This window comes from Lactiplantibacillus sp. YT640 (assembly GCF_049745435.1).
GTDB lineage: Bacteria > Bacillota > Bacilli > Lactobacillales > Lactobacillaceae > Lactiplantibacillus > Lactiplantibacillus plantarum.
Genome location: NZ_JBMNVY010000013.1, coordinates 1 through 26365 on the forward strand (window position 1 = coordinate 1; position 26365 = coordinate 26365).

A 26365-nucleotide genomic window follows, 5' to 3' on the forward strand; every position below is an offset into this window, starting at 1 on the left:
AAGTTGTGGTGACTATATTTTACAAGGACTCAGGCTGTGAGTCTTCTTTTTGATCATTTGTTGCACTTCAATTGTAAATTCGTCACCTAAATTTAGAGAGGAGCAATAAAGATGGCAGAAGATAATCCAGTTCCAACACCTGAACCAGTGCCGGTTACTGATCCAGTACCGACTCCTACGCCAATTGATACTAAACAGGTAGCCACAGAAGCGCGTACCGAATTATTAAAGTCACTTGGGTTCGATAACGAAGATGACTTGAAAGGTGTCGTCGAACAGCATAATAAAGATGTGGCGGCTAATCAGAGTGCATTGGAGGCTAAATCCGGTGAGTTAGACAAGGCTACCAGTAAGCTTGCAAAAGAAACCAGTCGTGCTGACACTGCAGAAGCTCAAGTAGCTGCTCTTAAACAAGGAGTTGATGCTGACCATCTGAGTGATGCGCTGGCGCTCGCTAAAGCCGACTTGGTGAATAAAGCTAATGGCGTTAAAACAATCGATGAGGCATTAACAGGTGTTTTGGCACGGAACCCATCGTTTAAAGGTGCAGAAGCCGCACAAGGAACAGCCGTTGCTGGTCAGAACCTTAGCGGTGGTCAAGGTAACGTTGCGGTGCCAGATTTGTCAAAGATTAGCTATGGTGAAGCTGCAAAACTGAAACTAGAGCACCCTGATGTTTACAAGCAAGCTGTTACAAAACTAACAAATAATTAGGAGGAAATAACACATGGCAGATGAAACAACTGTATTAGATAACCTGATTGATCCACAAGTTATGACTGCGATGATTAGCGCTAAATTGCCTAAGGCAATCCGGTTTAGTGCTATTGCACCTGTTGACACTACACTTGAAGGTCGACCAGGCACTGATGTAACCGTACCTCGATACAAGTATATCGGAGATGCGACGGATGTCGATGAAGGTGGCGCTATTGATTATGCCAGACTAGCAACAGACACCGACATGTTCACGATTAAGAAAGCAGGTAAAGGTGTCAAGATTACTGACGAAGCCGCTCTATCCGGATACGGAGATCCAGTAGGCGAAGGCCAGCGACAAATTACGATGGCAATCGCATCTAAGATTGACAATGACATCTTGGCTACTGCAATGAAAGCACGGCTTACGCTAAGCACTGGCGTTGATGTTACGTCATTGGATATGGTTGATGCAATTGAAGCTGCATTTAATGATGATACGAGTGAATACGCGGTAGAAGATGATTCACCGACCACCGGCGTCTTGTTTATGAACCCTAAAGATGTCAATAAACTACGTAAGGCTGCTGCTGAGAACTGGACGCGAGCAACTGATTTAGGCGACAACATCTTGATTAATGGCACATTTGGTGAGTTACTCGGATGGCAAATTGTGCGGTCACGTAAGATCAAAGAAGGCTCCGCTGTGGCAGTTAAGCCGGGTGCAATGCGTACCTACATGAAGCGGAATGTTCTCTCTGAAAAGGGTCGCGATATGGATCATAAGATCACTAAGTTTAATGCCGATGAACATTATGGTGTTGCAATCTATGATGACACTAAGTTGTTAGTCATTAATCCATTTGATGTCGAAGGCGGTACTGTTATTAACCAAAACGTAACCAGCACTAAGGATGCTACGGTTAAAAAATCCAATAAGGGTAAAGCTGTGGCATCTGATACGCCGTCAAAATAATGCCACCGTCTAATGTTAAAGTAATGCCTACGAATGACGGTGCGAAGATCACAGCAAAGTAGGCAATTAAAATTAGGAGGAATGTAGAATGGCTAAAGTGTTGAATGCTTATCAAAAGGGCAACGAAACGGCAATTGCGACTGGTGATGCAACCAGTGTGGCAATTACTGGCTTAGCAGCTGGCACAGTTGTCGCTACTGGTGACTATCAGGTTGCCTATGTGGACGGTAGCCAAGTGAGTGACAAGGTAGATGTTCTGGGATTTACGGTTCTTGCTGCCAAGCCCGCTGATCCACAAAATGTTAAAGCTGCAGCAACCACTGATGGTGCCAATGTAACTGCTGGTTAGAGGTGATTAGATGCCGATAGTAGATCAAGATTTTTACGCTAACACTTATTTTGGCGAGCAAGTACCAGTAATTATAAATTTTGGACGTTTGGAAATGCGAGCCGAAGAGATGGTCAATCAATACGCAAATTATTATTTCGATTCGCATAATCTTGATGATTTGCCACTTGAGGCTGACCGAATTAACGTGAAGAAGGCTGTCTGCGCTCAGATTGAATGGTTTATTGATTCTGGTGGGGTTGAAGAGCTAGCTAACGCTAAACAATCGGCTAAAGGGATTAGTCATGTAACGATAGGCAAATTTAGTTATGAGAAATCAGCGCCCACAACGCTGCCACGTGGTACGGCACAACGCTCCAATGCGGCAATCAACTACTTACGACCAACTGGCCTATTGTATCGTGGGGTGCATTAAATGGATGATATTATTGATCCAATTCCCATCGAGTTGTTAGATGATGCCATCAAAGTGACACCCTACGACGCTAATAAAGCCAAACAGGATTCATGGATTATAAGCTCAGATAGTAATGGATCTGATGACTACACGATTAGACATGTACGAGTCGAACCTGCAACCTCAGTGTCGGTTCAATCCGTTGGTGGTAATGCTAGTGCACAGGTTGTCACCGGGGCCTATACACTAATTGTGGATTCAACTAACTCGACGCCACTAGATAGGTTGCCCAAGATTAACGACAAGGTTGAAGTACAAAGTACTCACCAATCGCTAATCGTGAAGAGTCTTGATCCTATTTATGATTTCGGTACGCATGTTCATCATTGGGAAGGGGTGCTGCAATGACTAACAAAGTAGACTTGTCACCATTAGTTACACGTTTGAATAATCTTAATGTGCTGACAAACCGACTAGCAGATGTGATTGTGCGTGATTCTGACCAATATGTGCCATTTCTAAATGGTTATTTAGCTGGCCATGTATCGAGAATTCAAACCGGTACTGGCGTTACTATTGTTTGGACAGAACCGTATGCGGCCTATATGTACGGTGGTAAAGTAATGGTGAAGGCACCTGATACAATGGGTCAGCGGAGAGGCTATCACAAAGTAGTGACGAATCGGCCTTTGAATTATAACCACACTAAGCATGCGTTAGCGCAAAAGGGTTGGGTTGATAAAGCCTATTTGGTTAATGGTCACAATTGGGCAGCGCTCGTGGCACACGGATTGGGGGCGACGTAGTGAGTCAAGTTGACCTTGATCTGGATGTTCGGGTTGCTAATTATATTAGTGCTAACGTTAAGCTGTTTGATACGTTAACACTTGGCAATGACTATGCTCCTGGAATGTCACTGAGTTATACATTGCAACCCGCTGGACCGGCAACGCGATATTATGACGGTCGCCGCCGCCGTAGTTTTGCATTTGCAATCACTGCTAAACATCCACACGGAATTGTTTGTATTAACACTCTCAGTGCCATTATGGACATCATGGAGAATGCAACGCCGATATCAATCAAAAGTGAGAATGGAAGTTTCAAATTCATGAGCGCTAAGATGACAACCTCACCGGAGTTTCTAGCCACTGTTCAGGATGACGATGGTCAAGATGCTCAAAAGTATGGCGTCTATCAAGGCGCTTTTAGTGTACAAGTAATTATTTAATTTAGGAGGAATGCAAAATGGCTGATGTTACAACGCCAACAAATGATCCTACCGATAAGAATTATCAAGGATCAATTCAAGAAAATTATTTAGATGAATATTGGGTAGGTAAGACTGGGACAGACAAGACGATTACTTGGATGTACTTAGGTGATGGTATTACAACTTTCACACCTAAATATACTGATAAGAAGAAATCTGCCGCTTATTATAATGGTGGCGGTCAGGAACGGCAGACAGTGACTGGGGTAACGTCATCGTATGATATTTCTGGTGACCGTTCAATTGGTAATCCGGCCCAAGATGATATTGCTGGTATGAAGCAAAAAACCGGCGGTCAACGTGAACGGATGTTCCGGAAAGTACAATGGTTGCAGGAAGATGATGGATCACTTACCCCTAACATGATTGAAACAGGGATGGGAACCTTTACCGATATTGATGATGGTGGTGGTGCCGCTGATGATAATGGTAGTTTCAAAACTACTATGACGTATAACGCTGCTCCAGGTTTAATTGCAAAAACACAAGCTGCTGATATGAAAGCTGCTTTAGCAGATACACCATGTCAAAATGCGCTTATCTTGCATGTCAAAGCTAATTTACCAGATGGCACGTCAAAATAGTAGCACCATCAAGTATCAATGCAATGCCTACAACTGATGGTGCAGTGGTAACAAGTATGTAGGCAAGTGGCGGAGTAATCCGTCATACATAGCACTAAAAATATTAGGAGGTACCAGCATGAGTGATGTAATTAAATTAGAGGTTCCTAGTGACAGTATGACTTTTGAAATTGGTGATAAGAGTTACACGGTGAGCTTTGCGGATAAATCGTTTGCTGTTTTTACAGATCAATATAATGATATTAAAATGGCTGAGGTGAAATTACAGCAGGAGTTACATCATCGATCAGTTGAGTTAACTGATAAAGAAGCTCAATTGGAAAAATATATGATTAATGAGCCAATGACGGCATTAGATCATAAGAAACAAGTCCTACAACGACGCTATTTGCGAATGTACGATGATATTCAGAACAAATATAAGATTGAAGCTAAGGAACGCTTTTATCAATTACTTGATGGCATGTTTGGTAAAGATGCTGGCAAGAAACTATATCATACTTGCAATGATTCCATGGTGGTATTTGCTAAAGTTGTCGCTCAAATCATGGTTAACGTAGAACAACATACGGATATTTCCGATTATCGCGATAAGTACTTACAGTCCATTACAGAATTGCGGAAGAATGAACAATGAGTTTTACCGAGATAAACACTAACAGCATCGTATTTCGGAAACATCGGTATCGTTTAGACCTTTCATTTCGCATGGTGTTGCTCTATTTTAAAGCGATCCGGGATGAAGGTCTCACTATACCAGAGCGTGTAGAAGTCAGCTTAAAAGCGCTGGTATTAGACGATACGAGCAAGCTACGTTTTGAGGACAAGGGTCAGTTACTGTCTGAAATATTTAATACAAAAATCAATAATGACCGCGATCGGGTTCGAGCTAAGGTGCTCAAGTCTGGTAAGCGGTCTTTTGATTTTGATGAAGACGAATCGTTAATCAAGGCTGGGTTCCAACAACAATATGGTATCGATTTAGATCGAGATAGTTCTAGTTGGGAACGATTTACAACAATGTTAGATGGTCTGAATGAAGATACGCAATTTAAAAAAGTTGTCAGATTTCGACTGGCTAAGGTTAGTGATGATATGGATGCTGATACGCAAACTTATCTGAAACAAATGAAGCTGATTTATGGATTAAAGCAAGCTCACACCGATGGCGACGGCAAGCTGACACCAGATGAACTATCTATCGAGCTAGCTAATTTAGATATGCCACACAAGGCGTTACGGATGAAAGAGTTACGGGAGCAAGGGAAAATATAGAAAGGATGTGTGTAGATGGCTGATATTGCTGGTAGTGTCAAGATTAACGTGGACTTAATCGCTAAAGAGGCACTTGCACAAGCCGAAGTTCTTAAGCGAACATTTAAAGACGTGGATGTTAGCCCGAAAGCAGCTACCAATTTAAAAGTGTTGAATCAAGGGTTAGAGACAACTGCAGCCAGTTATAGTAAGCTATCAGCCGCTCAAGAACAAGCAGGGCTGCACATGTCTTCTCAAGTTTCTAAGTTGAACTCTTATAAAGCGCAGTTGCAAGCTAACCGACAAGAGATGACAGCAACAGCTGGTGAAATTGGTCGTCTGTCACGAGCAGAAGGTGATAATTCTGCTCAAGTAGTAGCAGCTAAAAGTAAATATGCTGCCCTTGAACGTGAACAGCAAGCTCTGGTTTTGTCAGCAGGCAAGTTGCAAAAGGGTGTTGGTGCATTAACACCTGAAATGGCTGCCGCAGCTGACAAAGCCATGATAATGGGTACTAAGATACAAAATGCTGGTGAAAAGATTAGCTCTCTTGGAAGTAAGGCCACTATTGGTTTTACGGTACCTATTGTCACAGCACTGGGTGTAGCAACTAAAGCCGCTTCCGATTATCAATATCAATTAGCTGATATCCGTAAGGAAGTTGTTGCACAAGGATACTCTGCTAGCCAAACAAGCTCAATTATGAAGAATCTATCTTCAGACACATTAAAATGGTCCAAAGAATTTGGTGTTGGTACCAAAGAAATCAATGATGGTATGTTTGAATTGGTTTCTAATGGTTACAATGTCAAACAAGCCATGGGAATGATGCCAGAGTTGTTAAAGACTATGACCGCTAATTCCGATCAGTCTGGGGAGTCTATTAAACTGACCGCTTCTATGCTTGAACAATTTGGTCAGAACTTGGGTTCAAACAGTACTGTAATCAAGAATGGTAATAGCTTGATGAATCAGATGACTGAAGCCACCCATAAGTCAGCCATGTCATTAGACGATTTGAAAGAAATTAGTGGTAATGCTGGTGCTGCAATGCACGCCATGGGCGTTAAAACATATGAATTTATGGCAATTGCAGGGCGCTTAAAGTCTGCTGGTATTGACGCTAGTTCTGTTGGTACGGGGCTGTCATCATTGATGACACGAGTTGGAACAGGGACAGGTCAAGCAGCTAAGGATTTAAAGAAATACAATATTCAAGTATTCGATAGCAAAGGCAAAATGAAAGACGTCTTTGATATTCTTGGACAAATGCAGGGTGCCTACCAGAAGATGAATGATAAGCAGCGCCAGTCATTTATGTATAACGTTGTTGGTCAAGAAAATATGAAGGTTGGTATGACCTTGATGGACGCTAATCTTGACCGGTACAAATCGTTATCTAATGAGATCGAACACAGCAATGGAACCGTTGATAAATACAACAAAACCATGCGTAACACGAGTCAGTTCACCATGGCCCAATTTAAATCTAGTTTAAACGCTTTAGAGATTGAATTTGGGCAGAAATTCCTACCAACCCTCACGCCCATTATTCGTGAGTTAAAGAATATGCTAGACCGTTTTAGCGACTTAGATCCGGCAACGCAGAAGCTAATTCTTAATACAGGCTTAGCTGTTGCAGCTGGTGGTCCATTGATTAGCATGTTTGGCAAATTGACCTCTGGTGTAGGGCTACTAACTAGTGGATCTATGAAACTATTGGTTGGTGCTGCTAAACTATCACCGTTATTTGGCACTTTAGTTAAAGATGGCGGTGCGGCCAGTACTGTCATTGCTGGCCTTAGTGGTGGCGCAGAAACAGGTTCAGCATCCTTGTTAGGTTTAGGCGGGTCAGCATTAGGTACAGTTTCAGGATTGGGCGCATTGGCTGCGGCTGCCGCCCCGGTCGTGTTAGGTGTAGCAGCTGTGGGGACAGCAACTTATTTTGCGATTAAAGCCGGCAAGGAGCATAGTGACCAGTTGAAGCGCCAACGTGCTTCGATGGACGAATATGGTGCCAATATTAGTCAAAACTCGCAAAAAGCAATTGGCTCATTCAACGAACTACATCAAAAAGCCAAGAATGATATGGCACTATTGGACACCGCGGTAGGTAAGCAGTCTAAACAATTATCTAGCGATGTGGTTACTAAATACAGTAAGATGGCTGATTTGGTTGAACAACAGTTTTCCAAGACTAAAAAGGCCGGGATGGATGCACTATCCGACTTATCCGGAAGCTTTGGAAGTGCTGGCAATAGCTGGGTAACGCAAGTTGAAAAGGGCGTTGATAAGCGGGCTGATGGGCAAACTAGTAAGCTTGAAAAAGCTAAAAAAACGATGGAGAGCATTTTAAAGTCAGTTGACGGTGACTTCTCAAAGCTGTCTACTACTCAAAAGGCTAAACTAAATGAGGCTGAGGCTTACATTGATTCGCAGATTTCTGCGTTTGGCTTGGCTTACAAGGACCAACAAGCCTTGTATAAAGCTTATGCGCAACAGCATGGAACTATTACAGATGGCATGTATAAGGCAGACGTGAAGTCAGCAGATTCGGCATACTCTAAGACTTACGGCAAGGCAAGTGATAGTTACAAGAAGAGTCTGTCTGAGCTGAAATCGCTAAGAAAAAATGACCAAATTAGCAAAGACCAATACGACCAAGCACTTGCCATGCTTGACGCTAAGCGTAACAAGCAACAAACTCAAGCTTCATTGGAATACATCAAAACTGAAAAGGCGGCTGGCGATGCGTATAACAACAATGGTCGTGAAAGCTTGCGTACTAAGCAAACGCTTGATGATGAATACACGAAAACGATTACCGATGAGAATGGCAAAAAGGAAAAGCTTTATTGGGACGATGTCAGCAACAGCGAAGAATCTGCAGCTAAGTGGATTGCTGATCATAAGAAAGACAATCAGAAGTACATTGATGATCAAGTCAACGCGCATGGGACCATTGAAAAGAATATAGCTAAGTTCCAGAAGTCTCAGGAAAAAGCCTATGAGGCAATGGGGATGGATGCTGACCAAGCTGTTGCTCAAGCCAAAGTTGACGCTGATGACTTACTAGCAACCACTACTAAGTCGGGTGCTGATAACGCCAAAGCGGCCGCTAAGATTCATAGCGATTATATTAAGGCACTGAACAACGGAAGCCTGGGCAGTGCTACGGCAGTTGCTAAGCAATGGGGTCTGGATCTTTCAGACACAACTAGCAAGATTGATCTTGGAAAGTATGGTAAGAAGACAGCTGCCTCGTTTTGGAGTGATATAAAATCGGGATCTAAAACTGGCTTTGAAGAAGCAAAATATTATTTTGCGTCTATTCTTCATGAATTTGAAAATGATGGAAAAGATCAGATAGGTGATTTGTCTAAAAGCGAGATTGAACAATTACGATCCGGTTTATCATCGGGAGTATTATCGCTTAAAAGTTTAGCACCTACGTTTGGTCATTCAATTGTTGGCTTGTTCCCCAATGATATGTCTAAAGTAAGCGATCAGGAAATGAAGACTCTAAAGCAAGGCCTCAAAGATGGCGTAATTACATTATCTGACCTAAATGGACAATTCAATGGAAAAATCATGGGGCTGTTTCCTAAAGACTTATCACAGCTGGGTAAAGATGATATTTCAACATTGAAAAAAGGTTTGAAAGATGGCTCAATTACAGACTCCGATTTAAAGGGTAAGTATGGCAAACAATATGCTGCTATTTTTAAGCAGGATTTATCTAAGCTGGGTAAGAGCGATATTCAATCACTCAAATTAGGCTTGGATCTTGGAATTATTACCAAGAGTGGTTTAAAGACACGTTATGGTAAAGCAATTTCTAATATTTTTGATCATAACTTGAAAAAGATTGGGCAAAAAGATATTGATACTTTAGCAACAGGTATTGAATTGGGTATCCCTGGTGCTAAATCTGCATTGAATAAGCTAAAGTCAGCTGTAAAGAGTGGGGCTAAAATCAATATCACTGGCGAAGGGTCATGGACCATGGATACCCTTAACAAGGCTTATGCTGATAAAAAAATTTCAACTGAAAACTACTTGAAAGTATTAGCAGCGATGGTTAAGGGGAAGACTAATATCGATATTGGTGAAAGCGGCCGTAAGACCATGGATAGTTATAACGATGGTATCAACGATGAGAAAAAGGTGCCTATTAATTCAGTTACAGGGACTGCTCAAACCATCAAAGATGTTATGACTTTGGGGCAAAAAGCTGTTGGTGCTGGTAACGATACAATGGAATCATTCAATCAAGGCCTAGTTGAGAAAGCTGCCGACCCCTTGAAGTCTGCTGGCGGAGTTGGAAAGGGTGTGGCTCATAACCTCGATCAAGGTGGAGCTAGCGTTAATGCATTGTCTAAAGCTGTTGGTGGCAAGAGTTCTTACACAGCAACTGAAAACAAGTTAAGTATAACGACAGGGATACCACATAAAACCGGTACTAATGGTAAAATCACAAGTCCTGAAACTGCAATAGTCGGTGATGGTTATAAGCCAGAATTGATTGATTACGGTAATGGATCATTAGGACTGTCACCGGCTGTTCCAACTGTGACCCACTTGCCTGTCGGTGCTCAAGTCTTTTCAGGTGAGGATACTGAAAAAGCGGCACCATTCCTTAAAATGATGGGGTTACCGATGTTTGCGACTGGTTCTGGTGGTAACATCGTTGATTGGATCAAGAACCTATTTGGTGATGCTATGAAGTTCATGGAGCACCCGATTAAGAACTGGGAAAAATTAATAGATTCAAGTTTTGATATGAACCTATTTCCGGGTGGCTCACAGAACCAGTTTGGCCCAGATACTAAGGACTGGGAAAAGAAACAAACCAATTGGCTAAAGAAACTAGCCATTGAGGGTGCTGGTAATCCGGGTGGCGCTGGTGTAACACGGTAGATTCCGTACATCAAACGAGCCGCCGCTGCTATGCACGTATCGATGCCTGAAGATGGCGTTAAGAAAATCCTTAATACCATCAATCACGAGTCCGGTGGTAATCCAACAGTATTTCAACATGGCTATGTGGATGTCAATACTGGTGTTGACCCTGCCCAAGGGTTGCTTCAATTTATTGGACAAACATTCCGGTATTACGCGGTTAAAGGCCATGGAAACCGTGCTAATGGTTATGACCAATTATTGGCGTTATTTAATGATTCCAACTGGTACAACGATTTGATGTGGAATCGCGGCTGGGCGCCCAGTGGTCATCGTCGTTTTGACAAGGGCGGTGAGTCCTATGAGAAACAGTTAGCATGGGTATCTGAGCATAACCAACGTGAAATTCATATCCCGGATGATCAGTCGAATTACAGCAAGTATTTAACGGACCAAGCTGTCAAGATGTCATTTGGTCAGCAGGCCTTCGTTGCTACAAGTGCGGAGCAGGCCGCTGGATTAAATAGTACCATCCCCTTAGATGTTCCTAAGAACGGTGGGCCCGTCGCAGTCAGTGGTACAGTGGCGAACGGAACTGGTGAGGTATTAGGTGTGGTCAAGTCATTAGTGGACGCAATTACTAGCAAGACAGTTAACATCACTGCCAAACTAGATAATGGCGTCCTTTTTAATGCCCAGTATCCGTTAATTAAGCTGGCTCTAGGCCAAGATGTTGTCATTGATCGAGCGAGAGGAGGCAAATAGATGGAGTTAGATATTCAAGTGATTCAACAGGATGGCAGTAATTACTGGCTATCTGATTTGGGTATTCAAGTAGAAAAGTTTTCACCACCTGCACCAACGTTCACTCGAACTTACACGTCAGTTGGTAAGTACAATGTAGCTTCATCTGAAACACACACGAGTGAACGCAAGATACCGCTAGTTTTTGACGTTAAAACAATTGACTCAGTTGACCAAGAACTAATGCGGTTGAAGCTGTTTGATTTATTTCGTGGTTACGAAGATTTTTATGTTGTTAGTAGCGTCATTCCATCGATTCGTTGGCCAGTCCATGCGGATGATGGTTTTAATGTAGACCCTTATGAAGCGTCACCTATTATGACGGAGGATATCACAGTTAACCTAGTTGTTACTGGTGGATTTGGTGAGACGATTAACACTACTGCTAACATGGAGAATAACATTCCATTAGGATTTGATATTCCGTTTGCATGTTTGCCGCCGTATCGTTTCACCAATCAAAGTGACGTCAAGGTGTTTGTTGGTGGCTCAATTCCGCTGCTGGCTGATGGCAAGACGGCCACATTAACCTTCCATGGAGATGTGGCTAGTCAATTATCGATTACTAACAAAACTACGGGACAAGTGTTTCAGTTAAATCAAGCGTTGAAGAAATCCCAAACTCTAATTTTATATGGCATGGTTCCAGTTGTGGATGGCGTGAATGTCTACAGCAAGGGGAATCATGCCTATTTAGATTACGTCAAAGGGATTAACGAGCTACAAATTGCAGGCGCAACTAATTATGATTTGGAATTTGATACACGGTATTACGTTTAGGAGGTGTGAAAGTGTTTTATTTACGTGATGTAACAGGTAACGAACTACCAGTTATCCCAATTTCAGCACAATTGACTGAAACCGTGAATCAAGTGGCGCAGTTGGAATTGACGTTCATTAACACGGGTACGAATGCGTCTGCCGTAGGCATGTTGCAACCACGCACGCTTTTGCTAGATTCTGATAGTGGTGAAGCTTATCGTATTCAGACCATGAATGGATCTAACATCGGTGGTAGTCGCAATGTTAAAGCAACGTTTCTAGGCGCTGTGCACGATTTAAATGACCATTACGTTGAGAAGAGTATAAAGGGATCCCAGTCGCTCGATAGCTGTATGCAGCTAATTACTGAAGGCACTGGTTTTACGTATACGATTCATGATGATTTCAATCATTATGATTTTCCTGAAGATTTCGGTACTGGATTAGCATTTGATTTATTCTTAAACACTTTGATGTCGGACTTCAATTTCGAATGGACTAGTACGGGCAAGCACATTGATATTTATAAACAAGTCGGTAAGCGTGATGCTTTCGTTTGGTTAGATGGATTGAATCTTAGCTCGTTGACCGATGAGAGTGATTACACGACGATTGCAACTCATATTAAAGGTACAGGTAAGTTAGACGACAAAGAAAAGCCATTGGCTACTGCTGAGTACACGAGTCCTAACGCAACAACGTGGGGTGTAATTGATGCAGAGCCAATTTCTGATGAGCGGTTCACGAATAGTGATTCCCTATTGGCATATTTGAAATCAAAATTACAAGATGTGCCGTTGATTCAGCGAACTGCGACATTGAATGATTTCAAGACTAACTCGGTATCTGGAATGATTAATAACAGTGAGGTTGGAAATTATGGCTATATTCGGGATCGCAATGGTGTTGATGTTGAAACTCGAATCAGTGAAACCGTGATTGATTTGGTTAACCCAGCGACGACTAGCGTGACATTTGGCAATATGACCAAAAGCTTTACACAAATCACCGCGGGATTGCAGACTGCTCATAGTGATTCTGGTAAGCAAATCGCACAGCTAAAGGCCGGGCTTGATGCTGTAGACGGCAATGATTTGATTACTGATGCGAGTACACTAGCAAGACTTAATGCATTGGGTGGTGCCGCGAATGGATAAAATGACGGTGCAACAGGCTATTAATATTCTTTCAATGCAGTTTCCAATTAGCTGGGAGAAGATTGCCAATAAACCAGAGTTAGTTACTAGTGATGACTTGGACCAACGACTAAGTTTAATTGGGCAGTTGACGTCACCAGATGGAACGGTATGGGAACCTGCCATTGATAATGACGGGAAAGTGACGTGGCAAAAGAAGGAGGCGGTTGAATGAGCATTAAATTATTCGCTAATGAATTATCTGCTGTGTATGATGCTCCGCTACGGGAAATGCTGATATCTAATTTTACGATAATTCAAGATGCTTTAAATGAAAACGACTGGGAAACAATCAAATCCCAAGTTAATGATTTAGAAAAAGAGGTCAATCAATTAATTATCCAGCCAGAACAGCTTGAAGCGTTTAAAAACGAGCTATGGGGAGAAATACGAGCAATTGTTTTGCCTGACTTATCACCACTTCAAATTACACAAGAAGTGTTGACGTTTAGAACTGATTCACAAGGCCAGCAACAAGCTTCAATGAGTGACCGGCTGATGGCTGAAATTAACTATCTTAAAGGTATCACCGAGATATGGCAACGACCCATCACGGTTGACGATGCGGGCCGAATTAGCACTGATTACTTGGCGCTTTCTACTACTGTTAAAAATGCTAAAAATATTGGCATTATCGGCGATAGTGTCGCACATGGTCATCTTGCTGACGTCAACTTTGGGGATGTTTTAGTGAAAGCTTCCGGGGCCAAGATTAATAACGTATCAAGCAGCGGTGCTCATATGATGAACAATGATGATAACAGTATTTACGCTCAGAGTAAGCAAATTGCTGGCTGCGATTTAGTAATCATTCAAGGAACTGATGATGATTGGTTAGCAAATTCCCTCGTCGGTACTAAGTCAGACGATGAAAAAACTTCTTACATTGGTGCCTTTTACCGTGTCGTTGACAATATTCGCTCGCTTAATCCACAAGCTAAAATTATTGTCATGACAGCGACACTGCAAGTACCGGTTAATGGTACTACAATTCGACGGACAGACCGCACCAAAAATGATCTAGGTAAGGATTTGCATGATTACATGGACGCACAAAAGTTAGCTTGCACCGATTTGGATTTACCATACGCCGACTTCATGCAACCGGCATTATTTCAGCCGATGAACCCAGCCTTTCGGAAAAAAATGATGCCAGAAGGCTTACACCCGAATAGTGTTGGTCATCAGCTTATTGCCCAAGAATTAGCCAAGCAACTATATTATTTCTATGGATAGGAGTGAACTAAATGGCAAACCAAGATTTAGTGTATGACATTACTAAAGTACCAGATAACCAAGTGACCAAGCAAGCCATTTATGCCAGGGTTGGCGATGGTGGCCTCAAGGCTGTTACCGTGAAGCTGGTTTCTAATGGTGGAAATTATGATCTGACTGGAATTAACGTCGTGTTTGAAGGGGTCAAAGCTGACGATACTCATATTATTGATAATAACGGTGGAACTGTCTTAGACCCACAAGGCGGCATCTTTAGGTACGTATTCCCGCCGCAAGCTTTTACGGTTAAGGGGGATTACAAACAAGCATTTTTCAAATTAATGCGTGGCGATCAAGTCGATACGACCGTTGATGTGGCCATTCATGTTGATTCAAACATTGTTGAAATGGGGATTAATAGTAAAGATTATCTCAGCGATTATGATGCTTTGGTTGCGAACGTTCAAGCCAAGTACGATGCTAGTCTTAAAGATTTACTAACACAAGAAAATAATTTTGCCACCCAAGTCAAGGGTGTCCAAGACGCTGCCAAGAATGCTCAAGACGCAATTGATAATTTGAACGTTCAAATTAAGGCTGGCAACATTGTCAAAACCAGCGATTTAGACACTAAATTAGCTCCATTTGACACGGTAATTTCTTATGATCCAAATCAGAGAAAGCTAGTGTAGGAAGGAAGTTTTAGTAAATGACACAAGAATATTTCGATCAACTCGTCGATAAGGATGGCAATCCAACCAATCCTTATACCTTAACGCAAGCGATTAAGGACGCAACTGATAAATTAGTCATGACTAGCGGTAACCAAATGGCGATTGGTGGGACGAAGAACTTCACCGATCAACTAACGGTTAATGGGCGTAATGTGCTACTAACTGGGGACGCTTTCAAGGATGCGGTAGCCGTGCCAAACAATGATATTCAAGCGATTAATGAAAGTGGTTTATATCACTACCACAGCACTGAAAATAATTTGCCACATATGGATAATGAATATGCTAATGGATTTATTGTAGCTGTGTTTACTGATGACGGTGATTATGGCATTCTGCTGTTTATTGGTAGTCTAACCTATATTGAAAAGTATCAGGGTAAGTGGCGAGATCCTCATTCTGTTATGCCCGTCAAATTGTGGGAAGGTTCAGCTAAGCTTGGCGATACAGTTAATTTAAAATCATCTATCAATGAATTTGATGATTTACAATTTTTTGTGAATACAGCATTAGGTCAAACACGCCTGAGAACTTCAGCAACAAATGGTAAAACGCGTTATATTACACAAGTCGGCCAAACTCATGATGGTAAAAATACCCGTTCACTTGAGCTTACGATAGACCAGAGTGATGATGGTAACAGTATGACGATTTCTCAAGTATTATTTAATCCGTCACCAGGAAATTCAACTCAAGTTACAGATACGGTTTTACAACGAATCGAAGGAATTAGGGGGTAACGTGATGCAGTTATTAGTCGATCAACAACAACAAATTACGAGCTATGCGTCTTTTGGAAGCTTGACAGGGGGAATCGATTATACGGGTCAAATCCCGGACGAGTTTACGGTTGACTTTCAGCCTGGACGGTATTTATTAAAGCAGAATTTGATTGTCATTAATCCAGACTACACGGCGCCAACAGAGACACCGGCAATGCCCACAACTGAGCAACAATTACTGATGCAACAGGAAAAAGACATTATCCAATTAAAACAATTAGCCATGGATCAAGAAGCAAAGATTGCAACTTTAAGCAAAGGGAGTGCTAAATAATGACTATTTATGAAGAATGCCAACTGTTTAAATCTTGGGGTCAAAATGACGCTAACTACTATAAGGTGTTTGTGGGATTCGGCTTGACAGCCGATCAATACAAAGAAATCACTGGTGAGGATTATGTGGCACCAACCACTAAATAACAGGAGGCGATGACATGACAAAGACACTTGAATTTGCGTATGAAACACCGCAAGAGGTTAAAGTCGGCGATGATGAAACCACGTTTACGCTGGTCTGTAAAAATGAAGACCTACCGGTTGACCTGACAACGGCGAAATTAATTACTGTCAAGATTGGTAACCGTAGCGGTTATCTACGTGGACAGCTAATTAGTATTGATAGTTTAGCAAAACTACCAATTGGACAATTCAATTTTAGCTTTGACAAGGACACGCTGGATAATTTTCCAACCGGTAATTACTGTTTAGAAGTCTGGGTGACGGACGACCAAGGGACTAGCATTTATCCTAGTGGCAACCCACTCAACTTTATAGTAACAACCAACATCGAAAATAGTTCGGGTGCCACGATTACGACCATTACATTTGACGATTTTGTGGAAGAACTGAATAAAGCCGCAAGCACGATTGCCAAAGGTGATAAAGGTGATAAAGGCGATAAGGGTGACAAGGGCGATAAGGGGGATAAAGGTGATACTGGAGCAACTGGTATTCAAGGTCCTAAGGGTGACAAAGGTGACAAAGGCGATACAGGGACTGTTGATAACACTGGGTTAATTAGTGCACCGGCATTCCAGAGTTTGCAGAGTCAGGTTAATAACTTGCAGGTCGGCGGACAAAATTACCTTTTAAATTCTGCCACGTTAAATCCCAATTGGTCTCAAAACTTACATGACAAAGCAGAAATTTTTGAATTAATCACTGAAGCTGGCGTCGATAATACAGTATTGCATATCAAAAATAGTCTTGGAAGCGCTGCAATTGGCTTGTATCAATACCCGACTCATAAATTTGAAGTTGGTGAAGCTGTTACCCAAAGTGTTATGGCTCGTGGACATGGTCAATTATATTTAAGTTTTGACGGTATGGCTAAAACGTTTACGATTGATAGTGATATCTATACTAAAATTTATCTGCCCGGAATAGTAACAGATGATACGGTTGGTGTATTTAAGCTGTATGTGAATGATATTGGTGAAATTTGGTGCCACTCGCCAAAAATCGAAACGGGTAGCTTAGCTACCGATTGGAGTCCTAATCCAGAAGAAATTTTGACGCAATCGGATTACGCAAAAATAAAAGCGGCTATTGTAGCGCTAGGGGGGTCTTTGTCATGAGTTTTGATTTGAGCGAATTTTTAACAGAAGGATTAATTAGCAGTATTAACAATGGATTGATTCCATCGGACTTAGCAACTGTATACGCTGGCAATTATCTAGTAAAATCACTGATTACCCAAACTCAGGTTACTCAAGTATCCGATGCAATTACAGCCTACAAAGCTGCACAGGTATCAGCTACCGCAGATAATAGCAGCGTACAATAGGAGGCAGACAATTGAATAAGCGCAAGTTGAAGGCACTCATCTTAATGGTGGGCGCCATTTTTATGGCCTTTTTGATGGTCAATGCTACCAGTCAGGCTTCAACTAGCCGTGACCAAGGGGTTGATTGGTCTAAATATAACGGTAATAGTGGGACATTTGGCTACAACACTGATAAGTTTGTACTATCACAGGCAGGTGGCTTCTATGGCGGTACTAATATCCCTCAAACCACGTATAACAGCCAAGTTAAAGCAGCTCAGCAGGCTGGTAAACGGGTACACACCTATTTGTGGGATGGTGTCGGTGGCAATATGACCAATGCCAAGGCTATGATGGCCTATTACTTGCCACGTGTTAGGACGCCCAAGGGTAGTATTGTAGCGCTAGACTATGAGGACGGGGCTTCTAATAGTGTGACAGCCAACACTAACGTCATTAAAACTCAATTTAAGTTAATTAAGGCGTATGGCTATACCCCAACGCTTTATGGTGGCAAAGATTATTTAAATGCACATGTTAATGTGAGTGCCATTGTACGTGCCTACGGTAGCTGTTTATGGCTAGCTGAATATCCGGACTATCTGGTTAGAACTAGTCCTGATTATAACTGGTTTCCTAGCATGGACGGCGTGGCTATATTCCAGTTTACGAGTATGTATCGGATTACTGGCTATGTGAATGGCGTTCCACAAGGATTAGACGGCAACGTTGATTTAACGGGCATTACCAAGTCAGGCTATACAACTGCTAGCAAGGCTAAAGCTCAGGCCAATGTTAAGCAGGCTCAAAAGGCTCAGGCAGCTAAGAAGGCCACCTTTAAGGTTGTTAAATACAACCAATGTGGGGTGTTCTATCCTAATCGGACTCTGGCCGTACGATATACGGATAGCGACAAAGTTAGTCAAGTGGCTACCTATTACAAGGGTGAGAGTGTGATTTACAACGCGGTTATTATTGAACACGACTATGTATGGGCACGCTACACCCGTTCAAACGGCCTGTATGGCTTTATCAAGCTAGGTGTCACCAATGGGCCAGCTTACGGGAAGCGAGTTACTGGTCAGCTGGTTAGTCATACGTATTACACAGTCAAGTTTGGCGACAGCTGGTGGTCAATCGCTCAGCACAACGGCCTAAGTATGACTACATTAGCTAGTCATAATGGCAAGACAATTTACACCACTATCTATCCTGGCCAGAGATTGGTGGTGCGGTGATTGCATACACTATTAGGTTTAGGTTGGGATGAATGGGGATCGATTGCTGCAATTGTCACTAGTATTTGTGTATTAGCTAATTGGATTCTCAATAAGACGGTCCGCATTCCACTTAACAATTTAGGCAAGCGGCTTAGCCGTTTTACTGATGAAAGTTTAAAAGTACGACAGCAAAACGCCGAAACAATTAACGCAATTGAAAATCGGGTCATTAAGGTAGAAGACCGGTTAGATGGTCATGACATTGAACTTAAACATCTATATGAAAAGGAAGCCAAATCAAATGAAAAAGATTAGTTTTAAGAATGCCGATGGAAGCTTGAATGGTAAGTTGATTGCTGGGATTATTTCGTTGCTGATCGTTTTAATTCAACAGGTACTAGCTGTATTTGGCATCAAGTTTGCCGGTGATTGGTCAGCCATTGTTGCTGTTATCAACACTGTATTAACGATCCTTGGTATGCTGGGCGTTATTACTGACGTTCAAACGGTGACGGCACCAACGACTGATAACGATGAGGAAAGTCAGGTTGAAGCGACCGCTAATCAGGCCGCTGACGAATTACAAGCACCCACGTCTACAGTCGCTGTAGTGAATAGTTCTGCATCATCTGATACTGAAACGGCGTCAGAATCCGCCTCACAAGCGGCAAAATAGTGCTATAATAACTACTGGCTATAACTTGATATAGAGTTTCATTAATTGTGGAGCTTGATCATTGTGCAACTTTTCCCCTGCGCTTCGGCGTGGGGGATTTTTTGCGTAAAAAGCCGCCTGCTGTAAAGGCAGACGGCTAATACATAAGAGAAAGTATCTTAGCGAAAGAGGAAACCAGATTATTACTAGGTTCCATTATTATCATAGGAATACATGAGAAATCGTGCAACTTTAATACTCACTACTGTGAAACTACATTACTGGCAATTGGCAGGTGGTATTCTAAAGCTGGTTATTCTCACACGTATTATACAGTCAAGTACGGTGATTCATGGTGGGCGATTGCTCAACGCAATGGCTTAAGCGTCTACGCGTTGGCAGCGCAAAACGGTGATAGTATCTATTCAACGATTTATCCGGGCACAAAATTGATTATAAAATAGACGAAATCCCTACACTAGCAATTGCTGGTGTAGGGATTTTTTAGTTTGTTGTGAAATTTATGCTTTCATTGTATAAGTGTTGTAATGATGAGAGAATGCTGGTGCAACAGCAAAAATTAATTTTTAACTACGAAAGTTGTAATTTTAGACAAAACAATAAAATCCCACACTGACCTTAATTGGACAGTTTGGAATTTTTGATTTATATGTAAGATAAGACTTTTTGACATAATGTATACAGGGGGTGTATACTAATTTTGTATCAATTATTGTCTAGGAGGAATACATTATGTCTGTGAAGGTGAAAATTAAGTCGTTTATATGCTTTTCAACAATAAAGTTTTAGAATGGGGTGGATTATTATGTTGTTATCCGCAAAGATTGTTAAATTAGGCAACTCGCAAGGAATCAGACTAAAAAAGTCAATCCTCAAAGAGATTGGAATTGTTAACCCAATTAATACGCCAGTTCAAATCTCTGTAGAGGATGGCAAGATTTTGATTTCACCACAAAAGGAAGAGTCACGATTGATGCAACGGTTTGCAGGGTTCGATGTACATGATTATTTGGCTAGTCAGGATCAAGCTGAATTTGACTGGGGTGACCCAGTAGGAAATGAAATTTTTTAACCAAAAAAACACTTGCCCAAACATGCTGGGAGTTATTGATGTTTGGGCAAAAAAATAAATGGAATCAGGTGTTTGAATTGGAAAAAAATTTCGAACGTGGAGCGATTATTTGGGCAGATTTAGGTCCAGTGAGGGGGCATGAGCAGGATGGACGACGACCAGTACTAGTGCTATCTATCTCAGATTTTGAGAAAGTAAGCAGATTAGTACACGTGGTACCCATTACGACTAATACTAAGAACTTCCCCTTACACCTGCCTTTAGATAGTCGCACTACTACCAGGGGTTGTGTTTTAACGGAGCATTTATTAACGCTTGACTTGAGTAAGCGTAATCCCGAATTTATTGAAATGTGTCCACCGGATATTTTAAAAAAGGTGCAAACTATGATTAACGAGACATTTCAGCAATAAAAAAAGCGATATCCATTTGAATATCGCTTAGCATATGTATGAGAGATAATTCCTTGACAAGATTATCTTCTCATACTTTTTTTTTATTAGCAAGTTTAATTTTGTTAGTGTAATATCAATAGATCATAATTTACACTGGCTATGTTCTTTCTTTACCTAAACAAGCGTAAGCCTGTTAATTTGAAGCACCGGCAATATAATAAAAATTTATTTTAACTGTATTCTGGTACGGTTCTGGTACAGTCCCTGTTAAACTACTGTCATAGAAGCAAATAATACTGTTACCCTTAAGTAATTATTTACTTAACGGAACGTCATCAGACCACACCCTACTATGGGGTGTGGTTTTTTTTATCTCTGAATGTGGCTTTGGTGTGAATCATCACGTGCATGACCACGCATATAACGATTACTGAGAATTTATACTTAGGCTAAGTGTTAGTGCAATTTGATATCAACCACCGTATGATTACGGTGACTTGGCGTTAGAGGCGTAACCGTATTGGATTAAGCAAGTCAAAACAAGCCCAACAGAACGTCGCATAGTACGTCTGTTGGGCTTGTTTTAAAATTTCACTTGGGTTGAACTTCTGGTCAACAGGGCACTATCACTTTTGTGGCTGCTGCGTGATAGGCTGAATACGATGATCAATGATCGTTAGTGACTGACCTGACTAGTGCCATCAGTATAGTTCAAGGTCATACCGGGCTGGATATTGAAAATATAGACATTAAAACTAACAGTATTGCTACCAACTGACTGACCACGCATTTGAACACCGCGGGCTAACAATTCGTTACCTTTGAAAATGGGGGTCACTTGGTAGCGGACGTAGTTTTTCGGACTTTCTTTCAAATAGGCCGCAACTTGGTTTTCATAGGTCGTCATTTCAGGGTCATTCAAAGAACGGGTTCCGGTCATGAGGTTCTTGATATTGTTGTTCTGCCCCGTTAATTGATAGCCAATCAGATGACTGCGGTTGTAAAGCCAACCGCTACTGATGCGTTTGTTATGCCAACCAGTTGGTCGAACATTCAAGGCCTCACGTTCAGCTTTGGGCATCAGTGACTGATTTAAGAGGGCATTAGCAGCCGTCACCCGGTTAAGTGAGTCTAAATTGCCATATTGTTGCCAGGCACCCTGACTCGTACTGAGCTCCTTAGCGGTAAATGCGGGCTGATTCTGATTAATCGTGATCGTTTGTTGACCGTTGTAAGTTTTACTAGCCAACGCATTGTTACTTGGGTTATGGTCAGAATTGACCTTGGTTGGTGCTGTTGTCGAAGTTGCGCCAGCTTGCTTGTTCGTAGCCTTGAGCTTGTCAATATGTTGTTGACTACTCGAAAGTTTTTTCGCAGCCTGCTTTAAGCTGCTAGCAGAAGCACGATTGGCAGCTTGAAGTGCCGTCAGTTGCTTGTCATTATTAGCCGTTACTAAGTGGGTCTTAGTAACGGTCTTTGTCTTCACAGTTGGCTGAGTGGATTCATCAGATGTGCCGAGAATACTAAAGCTGACGAGCAATGCGATAATGGCCGGCCAACTATGCCGCCACCATTGACGCCCACGGTAGCGCCGATGTAAGCGCCAGAACCAGTACAGGGTTGCAAATAATAAGATGGTGCCGATCAATGCCATGAAGTGATCCTCCTATCGAAATGACTTACGGAAACCAGCGGCCCGCGCCGCGTCTTCCGTACTAAAGTAAACGGCATTTTTACCGGCCATCCGGTAGTTTTGATCCGTTTCAACGTGATAAATTTTGGAATTACGGTTACCCACGATGCGTCCAGTTTGGGCGGTATCGGTATCGCCAGAAAAATTATTCTGCCGACTCGTGGTTGCGGTACTAGTTTGAGTTTGTTGACTTTGAGCAGCTGCTTGACTGCTGGCCTTGACCGCTTGCTTAGATTGGCTAGCGGCTGCGACGGCCGAAGCGGACTGGGCTTCTGACTGGGAGCGTGATTGTGCGGCCGCTTCACTAGCAGCTGATTTGGCGGCAGCCTGTGACGCTGATTTTGATGATGCCATTGCGTCGTCATGTTTTGCTTTTAGTTGTTCGGATTGACGCTTAGCCTGACTAGTTGCAATTGCGAGTTGGGTCGTGTTTGAACTAAGAGCTTTGGCTGAGGCCGCGTTAGCCCGACTAGCGGCCCTTGCTTTTGCCCAGGCGGCTTTATTAGCAGCAGTCCGTTTCTCAACCCGAACCGTCTTGGTTTTGACACTGGTATGGTTGGCGGCTTGTTGATTACCAGTGGTACAGCCGGTTAAGATGAGTAGACTCGTTAGTGCAACGACGAGTTTTTTTGCATGGTGCATAAGAAATTCCTCCTTATTTATGTATCACTTTAATTATACATAAACGGTAAAGGTTGGTAAAGCAAGTTTGGTAACTAAAAATCAATTAATATTGGTTTATGCTGGTATTAATTTCGACAATTAATCATAATTAGTGCTAACTACTAACACCCATTCGGAACAATTTAGTAGTAGATATTTAAAATGTTCATAGCTTAATACGGCGACAAATCAGACCTGTGGGGGTTATTAACGACCTATAACGGTTGTATAAACAGGCTAAGATTGCGATAATAGAACAAACACACCAATGGGGGAATTTTTTTGAAGGCAACGTTACAGAAAATCGGGACGGCACTCAATAAACGCATGGGGATCATCAAAGCATTATTTGTATTCTCTGTCCTGTTATTTGTGATTACGGAAGTCGGCAAAATTGCGAAGGAAGTCAGTGGCGCGCAGTTGGCGAATGCGCTTGCTTCGCAAAGCTGGTGGCATCTGTTAAGCATGGTCGTGATTGGTATTATCGCAGTGACACCAATGCTGACGTATGACGTCATGATTACAAAGTTTTTACCCAACCACTATTCACTTGGCTATATCTTAAAAGCTGGATGGATCACCAATACATTTACGAATATCGGTGGTTTTGGGGGCGTGCTGGGCGCCTCACTGCGTGCTAACTTTTATAATCGCGAAGCCACTAAGAAACAAATCGTGTTTGCCATTTCCAAGATCGCTTTGTTTTTAGTTTCGGGATTGTCATTATATTGTATGATTTCACTCGTGCTAGTCTATGGCTTTGGCATTGGGAACATGTATGGCAGTTACTGGATCTGGCTCGTCGGTGGTGCACTGTATTTTCCAGCCATCTTTATTTTTACACGAGTCAACGATTCGGAATTCTTCGATGGCCTTACGCTCGGCAACGTCGTTCGGTTATTGAGTGGGTCGTTTGGTGAATGGACTGGCTGTGTGCTGTTCTTCTTATTAATTGGAAACTTTATGGGATTACCCATTGATTTTGCAGCGGTCGTGCCGTTATTCGTGATTGCTTCGGTTGTCGGTGAAGTGTCAATGGTACCCGGTGGTATTGGGTCATTCGACGTTTTCATGATTTTTGGCCTCGGTGCGGTCGGAGTTTCTCGACCAGACGCAGTCGCATGGCTCTTATTTTACCGGTTATTCTACTATATTATCCCGTTTGCCATCGGGTTGGTCTTATTCATCCATGACACCGGCCATCGCTTAAACGTGCGCTTAGCGGGTATTCCTAAGCAGGCATTACAACGTGTTGCTCAGATGGTACTGACGGTTTTTCTCTATTTTTCTGGTTTTCTGATGTTGTTGATGTCAACGGTCCCTAACTTTGCATATAACAATAAACTCTTCTTACAGTTTTATCCGTACACCTTTTTCTTTATCAATCAGGCCAGCAGTATTATTATGGCCTTCTTACTGATTGGGGTGGCGTTGGGAACTGCTGGCCGGGTCAAAAAAGCTTTTTGGCCAACGGTGATTGTCCTGCTGATTGCAATTTTGAATACGATTCGCTGGCTCGTCGTTTATGATGCAATTTCGATGAAATTTGTGATTTTCTTGATTGTGATTCTAGCGCTAGTGGCTTTGTCGCGGCATGCTTATTATCGTGATCGGTTGGCTTTTTCGTGGGGGCAAACGTTGTGGGTTAGCTGCGTGTATGTGGTGACCTTTATCTTGTATACGATTGTGGGAGTCTATAACGCGCCCCAAATTCATCATCGGCATGCGGTTCCTGAAGCTCTGTTCTTCCCATCACAAAAGCTCTGGTTATTTGGAGTGATTGGGTTAGTCTTAGCGGCAATGATTTTGATTATTATGTACCGCTACTTTGCGAGTGGTTATAACGCCCGATTACGTCAAAAGATGGATGCGGCTCGGGTCAAACAAGTGATTGAAACTTATGGCGGCAATGAAATCTCACACTTGGCTTATTTGAATGATAAGTTAGCATATTACTATCAAGTCGATGGGGTCGATCAACTGATTTTCTTATACCAACAGAAGGCCGATAAACTGATTATTATGGGAGAGCCATTCGGTAATCAAGCGGTATTACAAACTGCCTTGGAACAGTTATTGGATGACGCAGATAGTGACGGTTGCTCGCTAGTCTTTTACGAAATTAGTGAGATGCTGACGATGCGCCTACACGAAATGGGCTTTGACTTTATCAAAACTGGTGAAGAAGGGCACGTTAAATTGGCAGACTTTAGTTTGGCTGGTAAACGGCTACGGGGTGAGCGGGCCCTAATGAATAAGTTTACCCGTGATCACTATGAGTTTACCATCTTGCAGCCACCGTTCAGTGCCGACGTTATGGCTGAATTACGAGCCGTTTCGGATAGTTGGTTAGCAGGTGAGACGGAAAAAGGATTCTCGCTCGGATTTTTTGATGAGCAGTATCTCAATCAGGCACCCGTAGCGGTCGTTTATGATCCTGACCACCGAATTGTCGCGTTTGCGAATATTATGCCGCAGGGAAATCATCAGACGACTTCAATTGACTTAATGCGGTCAAGCAAATCGGCGCCATCCGGCATTATGGACACGGTCTTTGTGCACCTATTTGAACAGGCGCGTGACGATGGCTATGCTTATTTCAATATGGGAATGGCACCATTATCCGGTGTAGGGGTTTCACGCTACAGTTTTATTCAAGAAAAAATTGCTCATTTAATTTACGAATATGGCTACCAGTTATATGGTTTTCAGGGATTACGGTCGTACAAAGAGAAGTATGTGACTGAGTGGGAACCGAAGTACATTGCGTACCGAAAACGTAATTCACTAATCTTCACCATTTTACAATTGCTACAAGTCGTTAATACCCGGGTACACAAGTCTGAGCGGCACCGGCCAGTATGGTTGTTGAAACGATTGAAATAACTGAATAGTATGTCATAAAGTAAGTATCGTTAATGACATAGCAAAATGCCCCATCACTGCGAGAAGCA

General features: G+C 42.3%; 30 protein-coding genes and 1 pseudogene. 29 read left to right on the plus strand and 2 right to left on the minus strand.

Annotated elements, in window-relative coordinates:
* The first annotated feature begins 111 nt into the window (after nucleotides 1-111).
* The 28 genes and pseudogenes from ACOV1R_RS09360 (at nucleotide 112) to ACOV1R_RS09495 (ending at nucleotide 21073) form a co-directional block, all read left to right on the plus strand.
* Nucleotides 112-714, plus strand: coding sequence for a hypothetical protein (locus ACOV1R_RS09360; RefSeq protein WP_063722333.1), 603 nt, complete (start codon nucleotides 112-114; stop codon nucleotides 712-714).
* 13 nt (nucleotides 715-727) lie between these two features.
* Entirely contained in the window at nucleotides 728-1675 is a 948-nt protein-coding gene (locus ACOV1R_RS09365; RefSeq protein ID WP_217203272.1) for a N4-gp56 family major capsid protein, read from the plus strand.
* Nucleotides 1676-1763: 88 nt separating this feature from the next.
* Nucleotides 1764-2024: a hypothetical protein gene (locus ACOV1R_RS09370; RefSeq protein ID WP_063722334.1), complete on the plus strand. Its 261-nt coding sequence runs from the start codon at nucleotides 1764-1766 to the stop codon at nucleotides 2022-2024.
* Nucleotides 2025-2034: 10 nt separating this feature from the next.
* Complete coding sequence (locus ACOV1R_RS09375) at nucleotides 2035-2439, plus strand: hypothetical protein (RefSeq protein WP_063722335.1); 405 nt, start codon at nucleotides 2035-2037, stop codon at nucleotides 2437-2439.
* The gene (locus ACOV1R_RS09380; protein ID WP_050339426.1) at nucleotides 2440-2829 is read left to right on the plus strand and encodes a putative minor capsid protein; all 390 of its coding nucleotides are present in this window, start codon (nucleotides 2440-2442) and stop codon (nucleotides 2827-2829) included. It abuts the gene before it with no gap.
* Entirely contained in the window at nucleotides 2826-3227 is a 402-nt protein-coding gene (locus ACOV1R_RS09385; RefSeq protein WP_046947889.1) for a minor capsid protein, read from the plus strand. Before ACOV1R_RS09380 ends, ACOV1R_RS09385 begins: the two co-directional genes overlap by 4 nt.
* Nucleotides 3227-3652, plus strand: coding sequence for a hypothetical protein (locus ACOV1R_RS09390; protein ID WP_063722337.1), 426 nt, complete (start codon nucleotides 3227-3229; stop codon nucleotides 3650-3652). Before ACOV1R_RS09385 ends, ACOV1R_RS09390 begins: the two co-directional genes overlap by 1 nt.
* Before the next feature lie 17 nt (nucleotides 3653-3669).
* Entirely contained in the window at nucleotides 3670-4278 is a 609-nt protein-coding gene (locus tag ACOV1R_RS09395) for a phage tail tube protein (RefSeq protein ID WP_064972010.1), read from the plus strand.
* 118 nt (nucleotides 4279-4396) lie between these two features.
* Nucleotides 4397-4915, plus strand: coding sequence for a hypothetical protein (locus ACOV1R_RS09400; RefSeq protein WP_217203270.1), 519 nt, complete (start codon nucleotides 4397-4399; stop codon nucleotides 4913-4915).
* Nucleotides 4912-5553, plus strand: a complete 642-nt coding sequence (locus ACOV1R_RS09405; RefSeq protein ID WP_217203268.1) for a Gp15 family bacteriophage protein — start codon at nucleotides 4912-4914, stop codon at nucleotides 5551-5553. The genes ACOV1R_RS09400 and ACOV1R_RS09405 overlap by 4 nt, the downstream gene beginning before the upstream one ends.
* A gap of 15 nt (nucleotides 5554-5568) precedes the next feature.
* Nucleotides 5569-10452 (plus strand): phage tail tape measure protein, encoded by a 4884-nt coding sequence (locus tag ACOV1R_RS09410; protein ID WP_217203266.1) that lies wholly within the window; start codon nucleotides 5569-5571, stop codon nucleotides 10450-10452.
* Between the two features lie 30 nt (nucleotides 10453-10482).
* The gene (locus ACOV1R_RS09415; protein ID WP_217203264.1) at nucleotides 10483-11199 is read left to right on the plus strand and encodes a hypothetical protein; all 717 of its coding nucleotides are present in this window, start codon (nucleotides 10483-10485) and stop codon (nucleotides 11197-11199) included.
* Entirely contained in the window at nucleotides 11200-12018 is an 819-nt protein-coding gene (locus ACOV1R_RS09420) for a phage tail domain-containing protein (RefSeq protein WP_064972014.1), read from the plus strand.
* Nucleotides 12019-12029: 11 nt separating this feature from the next.
* A complete protein-coding gene (locus ACOV1R_RS09425; protein ID WP_217203262.1) occupies nucleotides 12030-13157 on the plus strand; it encodes a phage tail protein in 1128 nt (375 codons plus the stop codon).
* Entirely contained in the window at nucleotides 13150-13371 is a 222-nt protein-coding gene (locus ACOV1R_RS09430) for a PepSY domain-containing protein (protein ID WP_047673688.1), read from the plus strand. Before ACOV1R_RS09425 ends, ACOV1R_RS09430 begins: the two co-directional genes overlap by 8 nt.
* Nucleotides 13368-14432, plus strand: coding sequence for an SGNH/GDSL hydrolase family protein (locus ACOV1R_RS09435; RefSeq protein ID WP_217203260.1), 1065 nt, complete (start codon nucleotides 13368-13370; stop codon nucleotides 14430-14432). Before ACOV1R_RS09430 ends, ACOV1R_RS09435 begins: the two co-directional genes overlap by 4 nt.
* An 11-nt stretch (nucleotides 14433-14443) precedes the next feature.
* Nucleotides 14444-15103: a phage baseplate upper protein gene (locus ACOV1R_RS09440; protein ID WP_134992770.1), complete on the plus strand. Its 660-nt coding sequence runs from the start codon at nucleotides 14444-14446 to the stop codon at nucleotides 15101-15103.
* 17 nt (nucleotides 15104-15120) lie between these two features.
* A complete protein-coding gene (locus ACOV1R_RS09445) occupies nucleotides 15121-15885 on the plus strand; it encodes a hypothetical protein (RefSeq protein ID WP_217203258.1) in 765 nt (254 codons plus the stop codon).
* 4 nt (nucleotides 15886-15889) lie between these two features.
* A complete protein-coding gene (locus ACOV1R_RS09450; RefSeq protein ID WP_217203256.1) occupies nucleotides 15890-16201 on the plus strand; it encodes a DUF2977 domain-containing protein in 312 nt (103 codons plus the stop codon).
* Nucleotides 16201-16347 (plus strand): XkdX family protein, encoded by a 147-nt coding sequence (locus ACOV1R_RS09455; protein ID WP_210716356.1) that lies wholly within the window; start codon nucleotides 16201-16203, stop codon nucleotides 16345-16347. The genes ACOV1R_RS09450 and ACOV1R_RS09455 overlap by 1 nt, the downstream gene beginning before the upstream one ends.
* A gap of 14 nt (nucleotides 16348-16361) precedes the next feature.
* The gene (locus ACOV1R_RS09460; protein WP_217203255.1) at nucleotides 16362-17504 is read left to right on the plus strand and encodes a collagen-like protein; all 1143 of its coding nucleotides are present in this window, start codon (nucleotides 16362-16364) and stop codon (nucleotides 17502-17504) included.
* Nucleotides 17501-17713, plus strand: a complete 213-nt coding sequence (locus ACOV1R_RS09465; RefSeq protein ID WP_217203253.1) for a hypothetical protein — start codon at nucleotides 17501-17503, stop codon at nucleotides 17711-17713. Before ACOV1R_RS09460 ends, ACOV1R_RS09465 begins: the two co-directional genes overlap by 4 nt.
* An 11-nt stretch (nucleotides 17714-17724) precedes the next feature.
* Complete coding sequence (locus ACOV1R_RS09470) at nucleotides 17725-18930, plus strand: GH25 family lysozyme (protein ID WP_219033505.1); 1206 nt, start codon at nucleotides 17725-17727, stop codon at nucleotides 18928-18930.
* Complete coding sequence (locus tag ACOV1R_RS09475) at nucleotides 18931-19227, plus strand: hypothetical protein (RefSeq protein WP_158179004.1); 297 nt, start codon at nucleotides 18931-18933, stop codon at nucleotides 19225-19227.
* Nucleotides 19214-19588, plus strand: coding sequence for a phage holin (locus ACOV1R_RS09480; RefSeq protein WP_158179005.1), 375 nt, complete (start codon nucleotides 19214-19216; stop codon nucleotides 19586-19588). Before ACOV1R_RS09475 ends, ACOV1R_RS09480 begins: the two co-directional genes overlap by 14 nt.
* Nucleotides 19589-19881: 293 nt before the next feature.
* Nucleotides 19882-20031: pseudogene (locus ACOV1R_RS09485) on the plus strand (LysM peptidoglycan-binding domain-containing protein); the annotation flags it as partial.
* A gap of 362 nt (nucleotides 20032-20393) precedes the next feature.
* Nucleotides 20394-20660 (plus strand): AbrB/MazE/SpoVT family DNA-binding domain-containing protein, encoded by a 267-nt coding sequence (locus ACOV1R_RS09490; protein WP_063486137.1) that lies wholly within the window; start codon nucleotides 20394-20396, stop codon nucleotides 20658-20660.
* A gap of 38 nt (nucleotides 20661-20698) precedes the next feature.
* Nucleotides 20699-21073: a type II toxin-antitoxin system PemK/MazF family toxin gene (locus ACOV1R_RS09495; protein ID WP_068874386.1), complete on the plus strand. Its 375-nt coding sequence runs from the start codon at nucleotides 20699-20701 to the stop codon at nucleotides 21071-21073.
* 658 nt (nucleotides 21074-21731) lie between these two features.
* Here ACOV1R_RS09495 and ACOV1R_RS09500 read toward each other — a convergent pair.
* Nucleotides 21732-22709 carry a DNA/RNA non-specific endonuclease gene (locus tag ACOV1R_RS09500; protein ID WP_003640946.1) on the minus strand — a complete coding sequence of 326 codons (978 nt, stop codon included), beginning with the start codon at nucleotides 22707-22709 and terminating at the stop codon, nucleotides 21732-21734.
* A 12-nt stretch (nucleotides 22710-22721) separates the two neighbouring features.
* Nucleotides 22722-23390, minus strand: coding sequence for a hypothetical protein (locus ACOV1R_RS09505; protein ID WP_021357290.1), 669 nt, complete (start codon nucleotides 23388-23390; stop codon nucleotides 22722-22724).
* Between the two features lie 303 nt (nucleotides 23391-23693).
* On the opposite strand from ACOV1R_RS09505, the gene mprF reads away from it, so the two are divergent.
* Nucleotides 23694-26297 carry a bifunctional lysylphosphatidylglycerol flippase/synthetase MprF gene (mprF, locus tag ACOV1R_RS09510; RefSeq protein WP_016510976.1) on the plus strand — a complete coding sequence of 868 codons (2604 nt, stop codon included), beginning with the start codon at nucleotides 23694-23696 and terminating at the stop codon, nucleotides 26295-26297.
* The last annotated feature ends 68 nt before the right edge of the window (nucleotides 26298-26365 follow it).

Coding starts and splice junctions, on each gene's coding strand:
- ACOV1R_RS09400 (WP_217203270.1), top strand. CDS start 4,397: ATGAGTGATGTAATTAAATTAGAGGTTCCTAGTGACAGTATGACTTTT.
- ACOV1R_RS09385 (WP_046947889.1), top strand. CDS start 2,826: ATGACTAACAAAGTAGACTTGTCACCATTAGTTACACGTTTGAATAAT.
- ACOV1R_RS09370 (WP_063722334.1), top strand. CDS start 1,764: ATGGCTAAAGTGTTGAATGCTTATCAAAAGGGCAACGAAACGGCAATT.
- ACOV1R_RS09495 (WP_068874386.1), top strand. CDS start 20,699: ATGTTTGGGCAAAAAAATAAATGGAATCAGGTGTTTGAATTGGAAAAA.
- ACOV1R_RS09490 (WP_063486137.1), top strand. CDS start 20,394: ATGTTGTTATCCGCAAAGATTGTTAAATTAGGCAACTCGCAAGGAATC.
- ACOV1R_RS09440 (WP_134992770.1), top strand. CDS start 14,444: ATGGCAAACCAAGATTTAGTGTATGACATTACTAAAGTACCAGATAAC.
- ACOV1R_RS09380 (WP_050339426.1), top strand. CDS start 2,440: ATGGATGATATTATTGATCCAATTCCCATCGAGTTGTTAGATGATGCC.
- ACOV1R_RS09445 (WP_217203258.1), top strand. CDS start 15,121: ATGACACAAGAATATTTCGATCAACTCGTCGATAAGGATGGCAATCCA.
- ACOV1R_RS09465 (WP_217203253.1), top strand. CDS start 17,501: ATGAGTTTTGATTTGAGCGAATTTTTAACAGAAGGATTAATTAGCAGT.
- ACOV1R_RS09450 (WP_217203256.1), top strand. CDS start 15,890: ATGCAGTTATTAGTCGATCAACAACAACAAATTACGAGCTATGCGTCT.
- ACOV1R_RS09505 (WP_021357290.1), bottom strand. CDS start 23,390: ATGCACCATGCAAAAAAACTCGTCGTTGCACTAACGAGTCTACTCATC.
- ACOV1R_RS09405 (WP_217203268.1), top strand. CDS start 4,912: ATGAGTTTTACCGAGATAAACACTAACAGCATCGTATTTCGGAAACAT.
- ACOV1R_RS09375 (WP_063722335.1), top strand. CDS start 2,035: ATGCCGATAGTAGATCAAGATTTTTACGCTAACACTTATTTTGGCGAG.
- ACOV1R_RS09500 (WP_003640946.1), bottom strand. CDS start 22,709: ATGGCATTGATCGGCACCATCTTATTATTTGCAACCCTGTACTGGTTC.
- ACOV1R_RS09365 (WP_217203272.1), top strand. CDS start 728: ATGGCAGATGAAACAACTGTATTAGATAACCTGATTGATCCACAAGTT.
- ACOV1R_RS09420 (WP_064972014.1), top strand. CDS start 11,200: ATGGAGTTAGATATTCAAGTGATTCAACAGGATGGCAGTAATTACTGG.
- ACOV1R_RS09415 (WP_217203264.1), top strand. CDS start 10,483: ATGCACGTATCGATGCCTGAAGATGGCGTTAAGAAAATCCTTAATACC.
- ACOV1R_RS09480 (WP_158179005.1), top strand. CDS start 19,214: ATGAAAAAGATTAGTTTTAAGAATGCCGATGGAAGCTTGAATGGTAAG.
- ACOV1R_RS09430 (WP_047673688.1), top strand. CDS start 13,150: ATGGATAAAATGACGGTGCAACAGGCTATTAATATTCTTTCAATGCAG.
- ACOV1R_RS09455 (WP_210716356.1), top strand. CDS start 16,201: ATGACTATTTATGAAGAATGCCAACTGTTTAAATCTTGGGGTCAAAAT.
- ACOV1R_RS09410 (WP_217203266.1), top strand. CDS start 5,569: ATGGCTGATATTGCTGGTAGTGTCAAGATTAACGTGGACTTAATCGCT.
- ACOV1R_RS09395 (WP_064972010.1), top strand. CDS start 3,670: ATGGCTGATGTTACAACGCCAACAAATGATCCTACCGATAAGAATTAT.
- ACOV1R_RS09460 (WP_217203255.1), top strand. CDS start 16,362: ATGACAAAGACACTTGAATTTGCGTATGAAACACCGCAAGAGGTTAAA.
- ACOV1R_RS09360 (WP_063722333.1), top strand. CDS start 112: ATGGCAGAAGATAATCCAGTTCCAACACCTGAACCAGTGCCGGTTACT.
- ACOV1R_RS09435 (WP_217203260.1), top strand. CDS start 13,368: ATGAGCATTAAATTATTCGCTAATGAATTATCTGCTGTGTATGATGCT.